We start from the raw sequence: 15164 nt of genomic DNA, 5'->3' as shown, positions 1-15164 counted from the left end.
GCACACACAACGGCCTGTGTCTGCACCTCTTCCCCAGACGCCAAACACATCCGCGGCGTATCACCGGGGTGGATCGTCTCAACCCGCTGCCCCAACCGCAGCACCACGCCCGCATCCACCGCCACCTGCATCAAACTGGTCACCAGATCGTGCCGGTGCGCAAAAAGATACGGTCGCCCCGCCATCCGCGTCAGATCCAACCGCGCGACTTCGACGCCTGCTTTGTAGTCGGCCAACACAACCGATTTGGCGATCATAGCCCCCGTGCGCATCAACGGGCCATCAACCCCCAATGCACGCAACACAACCAAACCGTTTGGGCTCACCTGAAGCCCTGCGCCGACCTCGACGATCTCAGAGGCCTGTTCGTAGATCGTCACCGCGACGCCCTTGTGCGCCAGCGCGATGGCACAGGCCAACCCGCCGATCCCCGCGCCGATCACACTCGCTGTTTCAATCATACTGTCCCCTCAAGCAAAAAACGCCGAAGCCTAGGCTCCGACGTTTTTGTAATCGACCATAGTCAATCGTCCGCAATCAATCGTCACGGTGCACTTTTTCGCGGCGCTCGTGGCGTTCTTGCGCCTCAAGGCTCATGGTGGCAATCGGGCGCGCATCCAGACGTTTCAGCGAGATCGGCTCGCCGGTCACGGAGCAATACCCAAATTCGCCTTCGTCGATGCGGCGCATTGCGCTGTCGATCTTGCTAACCAATTTACGCTGCCGGTCCCGCGTTCGCAGTTCCAGCGCACGGTCCGTTTCTTCGGATGCGCGGTCGGCCACATCGGGGATATTCCGGGTGCCGTCTTGCAACCCTTCAATGGTGTCCTTGGAGCCCGCAAGCAGTTCAGATCGCCAAGTGAGCAACTTCCGGCGGAAATATTCGACCTGACGGTCATTCATGAATGGTTCGTCCTCAGCAGGGCGATAATCATCCGGCAGAAACAGTTCCTGTTTCATTTGCTTCCCCTCAACGTGGCTAACGTCTGTCATTCGCTACTTGTCCCTAGGCCAAGAGCCCCCCATGCCTTCGATCTATCCTAGGTGATGCCGATTGTCACTACACAATCCTCACGAAATACGGGTAAAACAATCCTGACGCCGCGCGCCACAAAGGGTTGACATGCCATGAAATTCCAAGGAACCGCCGACTATATCGCCACGGATGACCTGACAATCGCGGTTAACGCCGCCGTCACATTGGAACGTCCGCTTTTGGTTAAGGGCGAACCGGGCACTGGCAAGACGGAACTTGCGCGTCAGGTCAGCACGGCGCTCAATCTTCCTATGATTGAGTGGAACATAAAATCCACAACCCGAGCCCAGCAAGGCCTGTACGAATACGACGCCGTCAGCCGGTTGCGTGACAGCCAATTGGGCGAAGATCGTGTGCACGACGTGGCCAATTACATCCGCAAGGGCAAATTATGGGAGGCGTTCACCGCCGATCAAAAGGTCGTGCTGTTGATCGATGAAATCGACAAGGCCGATATCGAGTTTCCAAACGACCTGTTGCAGGAACTCGATAAGATGGAATTTTACGTCTACGAGACCGGCGAAACCATCCGCGCGCGTCACCGCCCCGTTGTGATCATCACGTCGAACAATGAAAAAGAACTACCAGACGCGTTTCTGCGCCGCTGCTTTTTCCACTATATTCAGTTCCCCGACATGGAGACCCTGCGCCAGATCGTCGAGGTGCATTTCCCCGGTATCAAAGACGCGCTGCTGACCACCGCATTGACGCAATTCTACGACATCCGCGATCAGGCGGGCCTCAAGAAGAAACCCTCCACGTCAGAAGTGTTGGACTGGCTGAAACTGCTGTTGGCCGAAGATCTCAGCCCCGAAGATCTCAAGACCTCTGGCGCAAATGCACTGCCGAAACTGCACGGTGCCCTGCTGAAAAACGAACAAGACGTGCACCTGTTTGAACGGCTGGCCTTTCTGGCGCGCAGCGGACGATGACGCCCCACTGCCCCGTTCTCGTTTGACACACAGCCGTGGGGGCGGCAGGATAGCATCAGCACGACCTGTGGCACCAATGATCGCGGGCGTGGGCAGTAAGGCAGACACACCCTATGACACAGCATTCGCGTGTTTCCGTGCGACCGTTGCGCGCGGACGACAAAACCCAGTGGGCCGCACTTTGGACCGCCTATTTGGCGTATTACGAAACATCACGCCCTACGGCGCATTTTGATCTCTATTTTGACCGGTTGCTGGGCGATGACCCGCAAGATTTTACCGCGCTGGTGGCCCAAGTGGATGGCCGGTTGGTTGGCTTGACCCATTTCCTGTTTCATCGCCATGGATGGTCCGACGAAAACGTCTGTTATTTGCAGGACCTCTACGCCGACCCGGCGGTGCGTGGTCAAGGGGTTGGGCGGGCGCTGATAGAGGCGGTCTATGCAGCGGCCGACACCGCGGGCGCGCCGGGGGTGTATTGGTTGACCCAAGATTTCAACGCCACGGCGCGGAAACTATACGACCGGATAGGCGTCAAAACGCCCTTTATCAAATACGCCCGGCCGTGAACCGCTGGGCCTTCCTACTGCTGATGGTGTTGAACGCCTGCGTGCCGATTTCTCAAAGCAACGCCCCGGCGGTGATCGCAGACAGCACCCTGCCCCCGATGAAAACCTTTGGCCCTGCGCGGGTGCCACAAACCGTGTTTGCCAACAGCGATCTGGCCCGCGATTTTCTGGACCTGACGTTTGAGCTCGAAAGCGGGCGCGCCCTGCCGGTGTTCACCCGGTTTGAAGGCCCCGTGACCCTGCGCGTGACGGGCACGCCGCCCCCTACGCTAGAAGCCGATCTTAGCGCATTGCTGGACCGGTTTCGCACCGAGGCCGGCATCCCCATCACCACAACCACGCAGGCCGACGCCAGCATTACCATTCAGGCCGTGTCGCGTGCCGAAATCCGCCGGGTGCTGCCGCAAGCGGCGTGTTTTGTCGCCCCCAATGTCAGCTCGCTCAAGGATTACCGGCGGGCGCGCCGCACCCCGCGCACCAACTGGACCCTGCTGGAAACCCGCACCCACATCGCGATCTTTGTCCCACGCGACTCCAGCCCGCAAGAAACTCGCGACTGCCTGCACGAAGAACTGGCACAGGCGCTGGGGCCGTTGAATGACCTCTACCGGCTGCCCTATTCGGTGTTTAACGACGACAATGTGCACACGATCCTGACCCATTTCGACATGCTGATGCTACGCGCAACATACGCCCCCGAATTGAGGTCAGGGATGTCCAAAGACGCGGTCGCCCGCCGCCTGCCTGCGATTATGGCCCGCATCAACCCCGCCGGCCAAGGGCGCATCGGCACGCCCGCCTCTGCCACGCCGCACGCTTGGCAAACGGCGATCCAGACGACCCTTGGCCCCGGCGCCAGCCGCACAGCCCGGAGCACCGCGGCCAATACCGCGCTGACCATCGCCCAGCGTGAAGGATGGACAGACCACCGTCTGGCCTTTACGCAATATGCGCGCGGGCGCGTGTTGCAACAGTCTCAGCCGTTGGTCGCACGTCAGGCATATCTGGCCGCCGACGAAATCTACGCCCGGTCCCCCACGACCCAATTGCACCGCGCCTATGTCGCCACCCAACTGGCCGCCTACGCGCTGGTTGAGGGCGATGGAGACGGCGCATTGCAATTGATCACGCCCTACCTGGCCCCTGCCCGCCGGGCCCAAAACGCAGCCCTTCTGGCCACCTTGCAGCTGATGCAGGCCGAAGCCCTTACCCTTGTGGGCCGCGACATCGACGCGCGGGCCACGCGTCTGGACAGTCTGGGGTGGGCACGCTACGGGTTCGGGCCAGATTGGGCGGTCAGGGCGAAACAAAGCGAGATTTCATCGTTGCCCCCCGCATCCCCCCCGGCCTGATCGTTGCTTTGCCGCGCGGTTCGCGCCACCCAAACAAAATGAGGACCGCATGATCGTTATCACTGCTGCCATCTTCGGCGCGCTTTTGGGCGGGTTCAACGCCGCCCGCCGCAAGGGCAATAAAAAGGACATTGCGCAATACGCGACAGCCTACGCATTGGCCTTTATGATTGTCGGCATGATCACAACCATCGTGGTACACCGCATTTTGCTATAGGTCTGCGCCCCATGTTTTTGCCGTTTTTCGATACGTTGCGCCATCATGCCGTGCCTGTTTCGTTGCGCGAATTTCTGGCGTTTCTCGAAGGGCTGCAAGCGGGGCTTGCGACCTACGACGTGGATGCATTTTATTATCTGGCCCGGCTGACGCTGGTCAAAGACGAACGCAACATTGATAAATTCGACCGCGCCTTTGCCGCGACGTTTGCGGGGCTAGAACATATCCCCGACGCGCAGGTGTTAGATGCCGTCGATATCCCGCGCGACTGGCTGGAAAAGATGGCGGAAAAACATCTGACCGCCGAGGAAAAAGCCGAAATCGACGCGTTGGGCGGTTTTGACAAGCTGATGGAGACGTTGAAAAAACGTCTCGAAGAACAAAAAGGCCGGCATCAGGGTGGCAACAAATGGGTAGGCACCGCAGGTACGTCGCCCTTTGGCGCCTATGGCTACAACCCCGAAGGCGTGCGCATCGGCCAAGACCAGTCGCGCCACCAGCGCGCCACCAAAGTCTGGGACAAACGCGAATTTCGCAATCTGGATGACACCGTTGAACTGGGCACCCGCAACATCAAAGTCGCGCTGAAACGGTTGCGTCGTTGGGCGCGGGACGGCGCACATGACGAATTGGATCTAGGCGGCACCATTCGTGCCACCGCCGAAAACGGCTATCTGGATGTGAAAACCCGGCCCGAACGGCGCAATGCCGTCAAGGTCTTGCTGTTTTTGGATGTGGGCGGGTCGATGGATCCGCATGTGAAGATGGTTGAAGAGCTATTTTCCGCCGCGCGCGCCGAATTCAAGCACATGGAATATTACTATTTCCACAATTGCGTCTACGAAGGGCTGTGGCGGGACAACCGGCGCAGGTGGGATGCGCAGATCCCCACCCATGACGTGCTGCGCACCTACGGGTCTGATTACAAATGTATTTTCATGGGGGATGCGTCGATGTCACCCTATGAAATAGCCTACCCCGGCGGCGCCTCCGAACATTGGAACGCCGAGAGCGGCGCCACATGGCTGGCGCGCCTGCGTGATCAATGGCCAGCGACGTTGTGGATCAACCCGGTGCCCGAACACCACTGGCGCTACACCCAGTCGATCGCGATGGTTCAAGAGCTGTTGGGCCCTGACGCCATGGTGCCCTTGACCCTGTCGGGGATCGAACGTGGGATGAAGCACCTCAGCCGGTAAAGCAGGCCAAAAACGGGCGCTTGCGCTTGCCCCCGCCCGGCGTTGCCCCCATATTTAGCGCATGATCAAGTTTATGCCCATCTTGCTGGCCGTCGTGTACGGTGTTGTGATGTACCGGTTTTCCGCATGGCGGACGGCCAAACAGCTGGATGGACAATCCACCGAACTGGCGGACCCAAAGCTCAAAACCTTGATGGACCGGATGGCCGCCGCGCTGGAATTGCCGCGCATTCGCGTGCACATCTACGAAATCGCGCCGGTGAACGGGCTGGCCGCCCCTGACGGGCGCATTTTCATCACCCGTGGATTTTACAATAAATTCCGCAGCGGCGAGGTGTCGGGCGAAGAAATCGCCAGCGTGATCGCCCATGAGATGGGGCATGTGGCCTTAGGCCATTCCCGGCGACGGATGATCGATTTTTCGGGCCAGAACGCGCTGCGCACCGCACTGGCGATGGTGATTGGGCGGTTCATTCCCGGCGTTGGCCCATGGATCGCGGGCATGTTGACCAGCCTGCTGGCCGCGCGGCTGTCGCGGTCAGATGAATACGAGGCTGATGCCTATGCCGCGGCCTTGCTGACCAAATCGGGGATTGGGCTCGCCCCCCAGATCAGCCTGTTTGAAAAGCTAGAGGCCTTGACCCAAACCAACGGCGGCACCGCGCCCGCGTGGCTTATGAGCCATCCCAAAACCGACGACCGCATTGCCGCCCTGCGCGCCCTTGAAACGAAATGGACAATCGCGGATTAACCGCGTGATGCCAGTGCCTTGGCAAGCCGCGGCAACCGCGCTTTTTTCAGCAACGCACGCATATCCCACCCCTTGCCCGACAACCGTTGTGCCTGATCCAGAACACGTGCGGCCACTTCGGCCACCGCGTCAGGGGCTGCGCACCACTGTGTGTACAGAAATTCATCCGGGGGCAGCCGTCGTAGGCCTTCTTCGGCCAAGGTGCCTTTGGGGAAATCTTTTGCGTTCAGGGTCATGATCGCATCGCTTGATGTAGAAACGGCCGTGGCCAGCACGTGAATGTCATGAGGGTCCGGCAACCACAGACGTTGTTCTACATGGGGCGCGGCGGGTGTTTCGGCCGCAGGCCACGCCGCACGCAACAGGGCGATTTCGCTGCGCGCTTGCAATGCACCATCGGGCCCCAGCTTGATCGCCGCGCGCGCCCATTCTTCTAGGATGCGCGCCGACCAGACCGGTTCAAACGCGCCGGTCGCCGCGACACCCAACACTATCTCGCGCATGACGGTGGGATAGAGAACACAGGTGTCGACGGTGATTTTCATACGCTACAGCCGGAAAAACAGCGACTTTAGATATCCGCTTTCGGCCAGTTGCGGCAGTTGCGGATGGTCCGGCCCGGCAAAGCCCGTGTGGATCAACGCCGCCTGCCGCCCGGCCCGGCCAATGCCGCGCACGCTGGCGCCGCGAAACGCGGCCAGATCGACGGCATGGGAACACGAACACACAACAAGGATACCGTTTTCAGCCACCAGCGGTGCCGCCAGCCGCGCCACCCGTTCGTATGCGCGCAACCCCGCATCAACCGCAGGCCGCGCCGGGGCAAAAGCCGGCGGATCACAGACGACCACATCGAACTGCGCGCCCTCGGCCCCCAATGCCGTCAGCACGTCAAACGCATCGCCCTGACGGGTGTCAAACCTATCGGCAGCGCCCATGGCCTCTGCTCCCGCACGGGCCAGATCAAGCGCAGGTTGCGCGCCGTCGACAGCCAACGCCTGCGTGGCCCCCGCCGCCAAAGCCGCCAGTGAAAACCCACCCACGTGGCTGAACACATCCAACACACGCGCGCCGCGTGACACCCCAGCCGCAAAGGCATGATTGGCGCGTTGGTCAAAGAACAGGCCGGTCTTTTGCCCGCCCGTCACGTCCGCCATATAGGTCGCGCCGTTCATCGGTACGGGGATCGGCGCATCGGGGGCTGTGCCCGCCAACACCACCGACACGTCATCGAGCCCTTCAAGGGTGCGCGTCCGGCCAGCGGCGTTTTTGAGGATCGTCTGCACGCCCGTCACCGATTGCACGGCAGCCGCCAACGGGGCCAGCAGCACATCAGACCAGGCCGCATTGGGTTGGATCACACACAGATCATCGAACCGGTCGATGATGACCCCCGGCAGGCCGTCGGCCTCGGCGTGGATCAACCGGTAGAAGGGCGCGTCAAACAGCAGTGCGCGCAAGGCCAGCGCCTTGGCCAATCGCGTCTCGAACCAAGCTTGGTCGATCCGCGCGGCGGGATCAATGTCGAGCATCCGCCCGATGATTTTTGACTGTGGGTTGACGCCGATCACACCCATCGGCGTGCGGTTTTCGTCTTGCAACACGGCCAAGGTGCCGGGGGCCAGCGCCTTGGTGCGCCGGTCGGTCACGACCTCATTAGCATAGACCCACGGAAAGCCGCGCCGGATCGCGCGTGCATTGGCCTTGGGTTTGAGCCGGACAACCGGCAGGGCGTCAGGGGCGGTATCGGGGGAGGGTACAGAAGATGTCATAACGCCCCCTCTAGTCTGTTCATGCGGCGTGCGAAAGAACAGAATGTCGCGGGGGCCCACAGCCGAGCCACCGCATATCAGTTGCGCGCCCGCGACCGCCACCCCCCGCGACGACGCGGCGCGGTCATGCCTGCCAAGCCTTCGGTGATCACTTGCGTCATCGGGTGGTCGGGGTGGGCCGCGCCGTATTGCGCCAACAATATGCGCAACACCGGGCCGGTTTCACATTCCACCGGCAAGCTGAGCGCCCAATCTAGAAAGATCGTCCTGCATTCGCTTTTGACAATGCCTTCAATGCTGTAGGCTTCAAATATCAACCCTTTTGGGTCATTTTCATCGCCCTTCATGGCGTCGTCCCTTGTGTCAATTGCACCTGCCCCAATGCCGCATCCACATGTGCCGCCGAACGGGCATACCTGTCGGTCAACCGCTGTTCCAACGTGGCCATCGTGTCGGCGTTCAAGGCGCGCAACAGCACCGCACGCCCCCCCGGCCCCACAGTATCCGCATTTAGCGGATGGTCTGATAAGAGCCGCGCCAACTGGTGCAGCGTTGCATAAAATGCATGGCACTCGGCCAAAAACCGCGCCGAGGCGGGATCCATCAGGCCCGCGGCGGCGGCGGCATCCAGCCCTGTTTCTATCTGCCCGGATGTGTCGCCCCGCAGCAGCGCACCCGCCTGCGATAACAGTTCGATTTCCTGCAACCGGCCCGGCCCTTGTTTGGCATCCCACACACCTGCGGGCAATTTTGCCGCACGGATCCGGCCACACATATCAGCCACGTCCGCGATGGTTTCGGGGGCCACGCGGGGCGCGCTCAACAGACGTTGGCGGAATGTTTCGATGTCGCGGCTCAGGTCGGCCGGCCCCACGATTACTTGCGCGCGGGTCAGCGCCAGATGTTCCCACACCCACGCTTGGTCTGTTTGATAGGTTTGAAACGCAGGCCAACTGGTGGCGACCGGCCCCTGATTGCCCGACGGGCGCAACCGCATATCGACCTCGTAGAGCCGCCCATGCGCCATCGGGGCCGTCACTGCAGTAATCAACGCTTGTGTCAATCGCGCGTAATAGGGCCGGGTCGACAACGGTTTGTCGCCCTCAGAGGTCTCTTGGCCTTGCGGGTCGTAGATCACGATCAGATCAAGGTCAGACCCCGCATTCAACCGCCCCGCCCCAAGCGAGCCCATGCCCACAACCGCAGCCCCCCGCCCCGGCGGGGGCCCGTGCCGTTTGGCAAATTGTGCCACCACGCGGGGCCACAAAACAACCAGCACCGCGCGGGCCAGATCGGCGTATTGCGCGCCAGAGGTCTGCGCATCAATCAGCCCGCGCAGCAGGTGCACACCAATGCGAAAGTGCCATTCTTTGGCCCACCGGCGCATCGCATCTAACTGTGCTTCGTAGTCGAGCGCGTCGTGCAACCGGTGATGCAGCAACGACACCAACCCCGCCTGCCCCGGCCAATCGGTAAAGAAATCACCGCCAATCACCGCATCAAACACCCCCGCATTGCGCGACAGATACTGCGCCAGTTCTGGCGAAGTTCCGGTGATGTCGATCAACAAATCGGTCAGCTGCGGGTTTGCTTCGAGCAATGAAAACAGCTGCACGCCCGCGGGCAACCCCGCCAGAAACCCGTCAAACGCCTGCATTGCCGCGTCCGGGCGCGCGGTCTGGGACAGGCGGTGCAACAGGTCAGGGCGCAGGCGTTCAAAGATCGCCCGGCTGCGTTCGCTGCGCAGCGCAGGATAGCTGAGCCACCGCGCCACGTGGTCGTTTTCAATCGCGACCATTGGCGTATCAGACACGGGTTGCGGCGCGAAAAACCCTTCCATGATATCGTGCACCGTTTGCAGGCGGGTCGTTAGCTCTGCTTCCAGTTCGGCGCGGTCGCGGTCCATCAGGCAGGCCAGCCGGTCGAACCCTTCGGGCGTGGGTGGCAGGGTGTGGGTTTGGGCGTCGTTGACCATCTGCAACCGGTGTTCGACCGTGCGGTGGGCTGTGTAGTGATCGGCCAGATCATCTGCCAGATCGCGCGGCACCCAGTCTTTGTCCGCCAGCGCGCACAGCCCGTCCAATGTGCCGCGAATGCGCAGGTCTGGGTCACGCCCCCCCGCGATCAACTGACGGGTTTGGGTGAAAAATTCGATCTCGCGGATGCCGCCGCGCCCCAGTTTCATGTTGTGGCCCGGAAGGGTCACGGGGCCGCCCAAACCTTTGTGTTCGCGGATCGCGAGGCGCATGTCATGGGCATCCTGGATCGCAGCGAAATCCAGGTGGCGCCGCCAGACAAAAGGCGACAGACCGGCCAAAAACCGTTGCCCTGCCGCCTGATCGCCAGCCGCGACACGGGCCTTGATGTAGGCTGCGCGTTCCCATGTGCGGCCAAGGCTTTCATAGTATCGTTCGGCGGCTTCCATTGCGATGCACACAGGCGTCACGGCCGGGTCGGGCCGCAGCCGCAGATCTGTGCGAAACACATAACCCTGCCCCGTCAGGTCGCTTAACGTGGCGGTCATCATGCGTGTGACGCGCACAAAACTGGACCGCGCCGCGTGGAAATCATCGGAGTCAAACCGGGTTTCATCGAACAGGCAGATCAGGTCAATGTCCGACGAGTAGTTTAATTCACCCGCCCCCATTTTGCCCATAGCAAGCACGCACATACCGGCGGCATCATCCAGATCATCCATCGTTTTGCCGGGCAGTTTGCCCCGTTTGATCTGTTGCGCCAGCCCCGCGCGCAACGCCGCACCGCACGCCGCATCCGCAAAATCGCTGAGCGCAGCGGTCACCCGCATCAACGGCCAGACGCCCCCCAGATCGGCCAGCGCCGTCAGCAGCGCGATCCGTCGTTTGCCCTGCCTGAGGGCATCGCCCACCCCATCAGGACCCTGCGCATGTGCGGCGGCGATCTCACGGCGCAACGCGGCATCCGGGTCATCAAGGGCGGCAGGCAGCCACCCGGCCTCTTTGGCGATTAGCCCGGCCAAATAGGGGCTGGATCCCGCAGCCCCATGCACCAACGCGCGCGCACCCGGATCAAGCGCAGGGACCGCCGCAAGCGCGTCATCGCCGCGGTCGGGGTCATAGGCGCGCGGACAGCGCGTAAGATGATCAGCCAATGTCATACCTGCGGCTTTGCCACATATACCGCGGCGGTCAAAGCCCCTTTACGCAGGGGCGGTCCACCGTGGCTTCGGTCGAAAACGCGCGGGTTACGGGGGTAAGGCGTCGAATAATTAGAACTCAATCATTTGATATAAAAGTGTTATCTCTATAAATGTAAATGATATTCACATATACCCTTGTAACATCACGATCGAACACCAATCTATTTAATGTAAAGCGAATTTACATTACCGGGCACACCCCGGACCCACACCATAAACCAGAAAGGTATTATCTATGACCATCGCTGCACAACTTTCCCACCCTTCCAGCCACGCCGGCTGGTTCGCCCGAGCCGAACACTGGCTGGATACCAAAGGCCAAGGCGCATGGATCGCCGCCATGGTCTTGGGGCTCGTGTTTTTCTGGCCCGTGGGCCTTGCCATGCTGTTTTACATGATCTGGAGCAAACGTATGTTCACATCCTCCAACACAAAATCCAAACCCATGACCACCACCCGCCCCAGCGGGAATGCCGCCTTTGACGCCTATAAAGCCAACACATTGCAACGGCTTGAAGAAGAGCAACAGCAATTTGAGGCTTTCCTTGAGCGGCTGCGCGAGGCAAAAGATAAGGCAGAGTTTGACCAATTCATGATCGACCGCGACGACAAACCCGATACGGGTGCGGCCTGACATATACCGTGCCGGGGGTCTCCCGGCACGCGCCCCCTTCGCAACATAGGTACCCCTGACACATGGCGCTTCCCGACCCACAAACCCAACCTGATTTTTACAAAGACGTCGCGTTCAAACGCCTGTTGGCTTGGGTCGTCGATGCCGTGCTGACGTTTGTGGCCTGTGTCGTTATTTTGCCGTTTACGCTGTTTACGGGGCTGTTTGTCTTTCCGCTGATGTTTCTTGTGGTGGGGTCCATCTACCGGGTGATCACAATCGCCACGGGGTCTGCCACGTGGGGCATGCGGCTGTTTGCCATCGAATTGCGTGATGCGACGGGCGGGCGCATGACGGCCAGCGGCGCGGCCATGCATACGTTGGGCTACACGATCAGCTGGGCCATCGCGCCGGTGCAGCTGGTTTCGATGGTTATGATGGCCATCACTGAACGGGGTCAGGGTCTCAGCGATCAGGTGATGGGCACCGTGATGATCAACCGGCGGGCGGCAAACAGGTAGGCATGTAAACTTCCGGTTGGCGACTGGCGGTCGTCTTGCTATCGTGTCCAAAACCAACATTGGACTTTCATGCGCCACACACTACCCATCGCCCCGCAGTTTTACGTGACTGCCCCGCAACCGTGCCCCTATTTGGATGGGCGCATGGAACGCAAATTGTTCACGGCATTGCAGGGTGAAAAGGCCGACAAGCTGAACGATAGTCTGTCACAGCAGGGGTTTCGACGGTCGCAGAATGTGCTCTACCGCCCGTCCTGTGCAGAATGTTCGGCCTGCCTTAGCGCGCGCATCGATATTTCCGCGTTCCGGGCCTCGCGCAGCCAACGCCGGACCATCAACCGCAACGCCGATCTAAAGCGGCGCGCCACGTCGCCTTGGGCCTCGGAGGACCAATACGAGTTGTTCCGCACCTATCTGGATAGTCGCCACGCCGAGGGGGGCATGGCCGATATGGACGTGTTTGAGTTTGCCGCCATGATCGAAGAAACCCCGATCCGCAGCCGTGTGGTGGAGTACACCAACCGCGACACCGGCGCGTTGACGGGTGTCAGCCTTACGGATGTGTTGGAGGACGGGCTAAGCATGGTCTACTCGTTCTACACCCCGGATGCGCCCAAACGGTCACTGGGCACTTATATGATCCTCGATCACATCAACATCGCCGAAGAGGCCGGTTTGCCCTATGTGTATCTGGGCTATTGGGTGCCCGGCAGTCAAAAAATGGGCTATAAGGCCAAATTTTCAGGGCTAGAGGTTTATGTGGCGGGGCAATGGCAAAAGATGACGGACCCGGCGGCGTTTAGCGCCGACACGCACCCGTTATCCAATGATCCAATCGCCGAACAGGTCGCCAATATCCACCTGCCTGACACGCGCCCAACACGCTCGGGCCACCCTCGATAGGATCAGATCGTTCGGCGAGGTCTGGCCTGCAGCAACAACCAGCGCGGCATTGACCCGCAACGCACATATCCGGCTGGCCCCTGCCCCGGCAAAAGACACCCCAACCTTCGACGTGATCGACAAATCAGACGCCCTAAAGGGCGAGATCCATCCCGGATCCCCAGAACATCGAGAGAGGCTGTCCCGCATCCAAGAGGCGCTTGCAACGGTCGCATGGATGGAATCGCCCGAAGGGATCGCAGAGCAAGCCGCGCAGCTGGCCAAACAAAACGCACGCCCTGTTCCACCTGCCATTTACCGAAACGATCAAGTCGTTGGTTTTGCGTCAGAGGGTGGTTTTACCTCTACCAATGCGATGGCCAACTATACCCCCGACGGGTGGACCAGCTTGAGCGTCGGCGACCTAAAGCAAACGCTTAACGCGCAGTTTCGCCAGACAGGCCAACACTACGCGCCATCAAGACCGCCGATGAGGGTTTGGACATCACGACCGGTGAGATGATGGATATTTTCAACCGATACTGAGCGTGCAGTGCACAGCAGACGACTGGTGTGAAGGCTGGCACGAGAGTGCCCGCCATAAGCGGACTTCTGGAACCACTGGCGATTTTGCACCCGCCCCCAAAAAAAACCAAGGTTCATGCAATGGCAGCCCAAACACAATTCACATGATAACAGAGGGGGGATTTCAACAGTGCAAGACGGGCAAACCGCCATCTCAAACTTTGAAAGTGGTCGGAGCGAGAGGATTCGAACCTCCGACCCCCTGTACCCAAAACAGGTGCGCTACCAGGCTGCGCCACGCTCCGACGAAGCACTCTTTAGACGGACCACGCGGGATTGAAAACCCCTAACAGGCCCATTCTGCAACTTGGTTAAAAAATGTTGGGTGGCGCAGCACGGTACCAACGGAAATCCCCATGGCTTTGGCCAACCCACCATTGATTTCGAGCACATGCGTCAAGGCATCAGGCCCACCTGGAATGGGGGTTTCGTCCAGCGGACGCGCAGAGTGGTGTATTTTGCGCACCGTTCCGGTGTGATCGACAAAGATCAGGTCCAAAGGGATCAAGGTGTTGCGCATCCAAAACGACAAACGCTGCGGCCGTTGGTACACAAACAACATCCCCGCAGAGCTGGCCATATGTTCGCGGTGCATCAACCCTTGGGCGCGTTCGGCGTCATCATCGGCTATTTCAACCGCGAATCGCGCCTGCCCCCAGTCACCTTTCAGATAGACGGTGTCGTCACGGCATTCCTGGGCCAACGCGCCCTGCGCCAAAACACACAGAACCGCAGCCGCGCGCCCGATCATTCCAGCGACATGTCCAGCGCGGCTTCCCATGCGAACACCTCGGCGGCCATGTGGCCACGCTTGCCTTCGATCACACGCAACGCGAGCGCCTCGCCCGGTGCCAGATCTGACAACCCCGACCGGCGCAACACTTCCATGTGCAGAAAAATATCATCGCGGCGTCCGAACACATTGGCAAATCCGAACCCTTTGCCCTTGTCGAACCATTTGACCCGCGCAGGCTCCAGCGGTGCTGCGGCCACGACGTCAGGGTCAAGCGCCGCGATATCAGACAGGCCCACCGTCTCGCCGGTTTGTGGCGGCATCAGCGCCAGCACCTGCGTGGCCTGCACGCCGCGATCTGTGCGCTGCACATCCAGTTCGACCCGCGCACCATCTGCCACCGAGCTTTGCCCAAAGTTTCGCAACACATTCACATGCAGCAAAATATCAGGGCCCCCGGCGTCCGAAACCACAAAGCCAAATCCCTTGACCGGATCAAACCATTTAACCAGACCCGTTACAGGGGACGCTATGTCTTCGTTCTCGCTCACTCGTCTACTTTCAATCGTCGTAAGGTCTTTAACACAGTCTTGCGCGAATTAACTTTAATGTTTCAAGTTGAAAGAAAAATCTTTCGCCGAATTTTCCCGCGTACCCCCGAAATTTGAGGCACGCAACCATCGTACCCAATGCGAATTTCAATATCACTCTCGCTTAGGTTGAAATCTGGCGTTTAAATGCCTGATAACGAAGGACCCCTCAATATATGCACAAATTTTGAGGCGCTGACAAACAGTCAGTGAACAAGACACAGTTTTTTTACG

At 60.1% G+C, this 15164-nt stretch carries 18 protein-coding genes and 1 tRNA gene; 10 read left to right on the top strand and 9 right to left on the bottom strand.

Annotated elements, in window-relative coordinates; translation table 11 throughout:
• Positions 1 to 461 (bottom strand): FAD-dependent monooxygenase (locus ABJH13_RS14865; RefSeq protein WP_348407002.1); only part of this gene is annotated, 461 nt, incomplete at its 3' end.
• 76 nt (positions 462 to 537) lie between these two features.
• Positions 538 to 993 carry an RNA polymerase-binding protein DksA gene (dksA, locus tag ABJH13_RS14860; protein WP_348407001.1) on the bottom strand — a complete coding sequence of 152 codons (456 nt, stop codon included), beginning with the start codon at positions 991 to 993 and terminating at the stop codon, positions 538 to 540.
• 135 nt (positions 994 to 1128) lie between these two features.
• Between dksA and ABJH13_RS14855 the strand changes: the two genes are divergently transcribed.
• From ABJH13_RS14855 to ABJH13_RS14830, 6 genes are all read left to right on the top strand, one after another.
• Positions 1129 to 1968 carry a MoxR family ATPase gene (locus ABJH13_RS14855; protein ID WP_348407000.1) on the top strand — a complete coding sequence of 280 codons (840 nt, stop codon included), beginning with the start codon at positions 1129 to 1131 and terminating at the stop codon, positions 1966 to 1968.
• Positions 1969 to 2081: 113 nt separating this feature from the next.
• Positions 2082 to 2537, top strand: a complete 456-nt coding sequence (locus ABJH13_RS14850) for a GNAT family N-acetyltransferase (protein WP_348406999.1) — start codon at positions 2082 to 2084, stop codon at positions 2535 to 2537.
• Entirely contained in the window at positions 2534 to 3889 is a 1356-nt protein-coding gene (locus ABJH13_RS14845; RefSeq protein WP_348406998.1) for a DUF2927 domain-containing protein, read from the top strand. Before ABJH13_RS14850 ends, ABJH13_RS14845 begins: the two co-directional genes overlap by 4 nt.
• Before the next feature lie 49 nt (positions 3890 to 3938).
• Positions 3939 to 4106 carry an apolipoprotein acyltransferase gene (locus tag ABJH13_RS14840; protein WP_348406997.1) on the top strand — a complete coding sequence of 56 codons (168 nt, stop codon included), beginning with the start codon at positions 3939 to 3941 and terminating at the stop codon, positions 4104 to 4106.
• 11 nt (positions 4107 to 4117) lie between these two features.
• A complete protein-coding gene (locus ABJH13_RS14835; RefSeq protein ID WP_348406996.1) occupies positions 4118 to 5305 on the top strand; it encodes a VWA domain-containing protein in 1188 nt (395 codons plus the stop codon).
• A 61-nt stretch (positions 5306 to 5366) separates the two neighbouring features.
• On the top strand, positions 5367 to 6056 hold the full coding sequence (locus tag ABJH13_RS14830) for a M48 family metallopeptidase (protein WP_348406995.1): 690 nt from the start codon (positions 5367 to 5369) through the stop codon (positions 6054 to 6056).
• On the opposite strand, the gene ABJH13_RS14825 is transcribed toward ABJH13_RS14830, so the two are convergent.
• The 4 genes from ABJH13_RS14825 to ABJH13_RS14810 form a co-directional block, all read right to left on the bottom strand.
• Positions 6053 to 6601, bottom strand: a complete 549-nt coding sequence (locus tag ABJH13_RS14825; protein WP_348406994.1) for a PIN domain-containing protein — start codon at positions 6599 to 6601, stop codon at positions 6053 to 6055. The two genes, ABJH13_RS14830 and ABJH13_RS14825, sit on opposite strands and share 4 nt — an antisense overlap.
• A 3-nt stretch (positions 6602 to 6604) precedes the next feature.
• Positions 6605 to 7828, bottom strand: coding sequence for a class I SAM-dependent methyltransferase (locus tag ABJH13_RS14820; protein WP_348406993.1), 1224 nt, complete (start codon positions 7826 to 7828; stop codon positions 6605 to 6607).
• 77 nt (positions 7829 to 7905) lie between these two features.
• Positions 7906 to 8175 (bottom strand): hypothetical protein, encoded by a 270-nt coding sequence (locus ABJH13_RS14815; protein WP_348406992.1) that lies wholly within the window; start codon positions 8173 to 8175, stop codon positions 7906 to 7908.
• The gene (locus ABJH13_RS14810) at positions 8172 to 10964 is read right to left on the bottom strand and encodes a glutamine-synthetase adenylyltransferase (protein WP_348406991.1); all 2793 of its coding nucleotides are present in this window, start codon (positions 10962 to 10964) and stop codon (positions 8172 to 8174) included. Before ABJH13_RS14810 ends, ABJH13_RS14815 begins: the two co-directional genes overlap by 4 nt.
• A gap of 277 nt (positions 10965 to 11241) precedes the next feature.
• Here ABJH13_RS14810 and ABJH13_RS14805 point away from each other — a divergent pair, with 277 nt between their 5' ends.
• The 4 genes from ABJH13_RS14805 (at position 11242) to ABJH13_RS14790 (ending at position 13545) form a co-directional block, all read left to right on the top strand.
• Positions 11242 to 11640 carry a DUF2852 domain-containing protein gene (locus ABJH13_RS14805; RefSeq protein WP_348406990.1) on the top strand — a complete coding sequence of 133 codons (399 nt, stop codon included), beginning with the start codon at positions 11242 to 11244 and terminating at the stop codon, positions 11638 to 11640.
• Positions 11641 to 11702: 62 nt separating this feature from the next.
• Positions 11703 to 12140: an RDD family protein gene (locus tag ABJH13_RS14800; RefSeq protein ID WP_348406989.1), complete on the top strand. Its 438-nt coding sequence runs from the start codon at positions 11703 to 11705 to the stop codon at positions 12138 to 12140.
• A 69-nt stretch (positions 12141 to 12209) separates the two neighbouring features.
• The gene (locus tag ABJH13_RS14795) at positions 12210 to 13043 is read left to right on the top strand and encodes an arginyltransferase (RefSeq protein ID WP_348406988.1); all 834 of its coding nucleotides are present in this window, start codon (positions 12210 to 12212) and stop codon (positions 13041 to 13043) included.
• 49 nt (positions 13044 to 13092) lie between these two features.
• Positions 13093 to 13545: a hypothetical protein gene (locus tag ABJH13_RS14790; protein WP_348406987.1), complete on the top strand. Its 453-nt coding sequence runs from the start codon at positions 13093 to 13095 to the stop codon at positions 13543 to 13545.
• Positions 13546 to 13775: 230 nt separating this feature from the next.
• Here ABJH13_RS14790 and ABJH13_RS14785 read toward each other — a convergent pair.
• The 3 genes from ABJH13_RS14785 to ABJH13_RS14775 all read right to left on the bottom strand — a co-directional run bounded on the left by ABJH13_RS14785 (position 13776) and on the right by ABJH13_RS14775 (position 14891).
• Positions 13776 to 13852: transfer RNA gene (locus ABJH13_RS14785), tRNA-Pro, on the bottom strand.
• Between the two features lie 41 nt (positions 13853 to 13893).
• Positions 13894 to 14358, bottom strand: coding sequence for a DUF192 domain-containing protein (locus tag ABJH13_RS14780; RefSeq protein WP_348407007.1), 465 nt, complete (start codon positions 14356 to 14358; stop codon positions 13894 to 13896).
• Positions 14355 to 14891 (bottom strand): cold shock domain-containing protein, encoded by a 537-nt coding sequence (locus tag ABJH13_RS14775; protein WP_348406986.1) that lies wholly within the window; start codon positions 14889 to 14891, stop codon positions 14355 to 14357. The genes ABJH13_RS14780 and ABJH13_RS14775 overlap by 4 nt, the downstream gene beginning before the upstream one ends.
• Positions 14892 to 15164 lie beyond the last annotated feature (273 nt).

This window comes from Roseobacter sp., from assembly GCF_039970775.1.
Taxonomy (GTDB): Bacteria; Pseudomonadota; Alphaproteobacteria; order Rhodobacterales; family Rhodobacteraceae; genus Roseobacter.
Note: the sequence above shows the minus strand (reverse complement) of the source record. Positions and strands in the feature narration are given on the sequence as shown.

Coding starts and splice junctions, on each gene's coding strand:
- dksA (WP_348407001.1), bottom strand. CDS start 993: ATGACAGACGTTAGCCACGTTGAGGGGAAGCAAATGAAACAGGAACTG.
- ABJH13_RS14855 (WP_348407000.1), top strand. CDS start 1,129: ATGAAATTCCAAGGAACCGCCGACTATATCGCCACGGATGACCTGACA.
- ABJH13_RS14850 (WP_348406999.1), top strand. CDS start 2,082: ATGACACAGCATTCGCGTGTTTCCGTGCGACCGTTGCGCGCGGACGAC.
- ABJH13_RS14840 (WP_348406997.1), top strand. CDS start 3,939: ATGATCGTTATCACTGCTGCCATCTTCGGCGCGCTTTTGGGCGGGTTC.
- ABJH13_RS14835 (WP_348406996.1), top strand. CDS start 4,118: ATGTTTTTGCCGTTTTTCGATACGTTGCGCCATCATGCCGTGCCTGTT.
- ABJH13_RS14830 (WP_348406995.1), top strand. CDS start 5,367: ATGATCAAGTTTATGCCCATCTTGCTGGCCGTCGTGTACGGTGTTGTG.
- ABJH13_RS14825 (WP_348406994.1), bottom strand. CDS start 6,601: ATGAAAATCACCGTCGACACCTGTGTTCTCTATCCCACCGTCATGCGC.
- ABJH13_RS14820 (WP_348406993.1), bottom strand. CDS start 7,828: ATGACATCTTCTGTACCCTCCCCCGATACCGCCCCTGACGCCCTGCCG.
- ABJH13_RS14815 (WP_348406992.1), bottom strand. CDS start 8,175: ATGAAGGGCGATGAAAATGACCCAAAAGGGTTGATATTTGAAGCCTAC.
- ABJH13_RS14810 (WP_348406991.1), bottom strand. CDS start 10,964: ATGACATTGGCTGATCATCTTACGCGCTGTCCGCGCGCCTATGACCCC.
- ABJH13_RS14805 (WP_348406990.1), top strand. CDS start 11,242: ATGACCATCGCTGCACAACTTTCCCACCCTTCCAGCCACGCCGGCTGG.
- ABJH13_RS14800 (WP_348406989.1), top strand. CDS start 11,703: ATGGCGCTTCCCGACCCACAAACCCAACCTGATTTTTACAAAGACGTC.
- ABJH13_RS14795 (WP_348406988.1), top strand. CDS start 12,210: ATGCGCCACACACTACCCATCGCCCCGCAGTTTTACGTGACTGCCCCG.
- ABJH13_RS14780 (WP_348407007.1), bottom strand. CDS start 14,358: ATGATCGGGCGCGCGGCTGCGGTTCTGTGTGTTTTGGCGCAGGGCGCG.